Source organism: Oleiphilus sp. HI0125 (genome assembly GCF_001635355.1).
This window is the reverse complement of the sequence record NZ_LWGF01000899.1, coordinates 1-1218: the sequence shown is the minus strand read 5'-3', so window position 1 is coordinate 1218 and position 1218 is coordinate 1. Positions and strand designations below refer to the sequence as shown.

The window sequence follows — 1218 nt, the reverse complement described above, 5'->3', positions numbered from 1 at the left end:
CTAAAGTTTTTTGGCCGGCGGCATTTAGTGTTTGTTTGATAAAGTTTGTACGACGTTCAATTTCGACATTTACATCGATCTCAGGTTGCACATGCATCTCTGTAAGAATTTCTGATTTGCTGACCATACTTTACACCTATTGTTTGTCAGTCACTCAGGGTGATATTAAATTCATGCCCTGTTTTGATATCTTGAAAGGTTTTTATTCTAAGAACCCAAAAGAAATCACGCTTAAGAGTGATCGACTTTCCTTCTGAATAAACTGCTTTTTAAATGATCCATCGTCATTGAAAGCGATTCCCTCAGGGTAGTTAGCCTTCAATACAGTGAGAGCATCTTCTTTCAATTTTAGTAAGCCTGTTTCGTCGTAGAGTTCCACCATCATTGCTAATGCTTCTTCGACGACGGGGCTACTAGGAAAATTTTCGACGACATAAGCCGCTCGATTTGCCGCAGCTGTGTACGCTTCGCGACGAATGTAATAGCGGGCTGCATGCAATTCATACGCAGCTAATCGGTTTCGGATCATTAGCATCCGTTTACGAGCATCGGCCGCGTATTGGCTTTCTGGATATTGATTGATGAGTTGCGCGAAGTCTTGGAAGGCTGTTCGCATATTGCCCGGATCGCGAGATGTGATATCAACATCAGTGAAAAATTGAGTTGCGATGCCTCCATCAAGATTGTAGTTAGCAACGCCTCGCAAATAGTACGCATAGTCTACGTTAGGGCTTTGAGGGTGCAGTCGAATAAAGCGATCGGCCGCGAGGATAGCGCCATCTAGATCGAGCGCACTGTAACGCGCATATACTAAATCTAACTGTGCTTGCTCTGCATATTTCCCAAATGGGAAGCGTGATTCGAGTTCTTCGAGCGCTAGCGTTGCTTGTTGGAAGTTACGAAGCTTGATCGATTTCTTAGCGGCTTCGTAAAGTTCTTTTTCACTGGATTCTTTTTTTGGTGCTGAGCTGCATGCAGCTAAAATCGTGGCGCTTAATACGATGATTAAACAGTGTTTGATCCACTGGGGCATAGTTGATGTTTCTCTTCGTGTTTACCGGGCCATGATCAATATTTGTTTAAAGGATTTGGATGAACACAGCTATAATGCGTCGATTATGTCATAACTTTGGGCTGTATCGTAAGAGTCCTACTGCACGGAATAGAAGATGAGTGAGCATACACGCGAGAGCGTAGAAGCGGATTTTGTAATTGATA

Annotated in this window: 1 protein-coding gene; it reads right to left on the bottom strand. The window is 43.3% G+C overall.

Annotated elements, in window-relative coordinates:
• Window positions 1–202 precede the first annotated feature (202 nt).
• Window positions 203–1033: an outer membrane protein assembly factor BamD gene (locus A3762_RS15395; RefSeq protein ID WP_068756464.1), complete on the bottom strand. Its 831-nt coding sequence runs from the start codon at window positions 1031–1033 to the stop codon at window positions 203–205.
• Window positions 1034–1218 lie beyond the last annotated feature (185 nt).

Coding starts and splice junctions, on each gene's coding strand:
- A3762_RS15395 (WP_068756464.1), bottom strand. CDS start 1,033: ATGCCCCAGTGGATCAAACACTGTTTAATCATCGTATTAAGCGCCACG.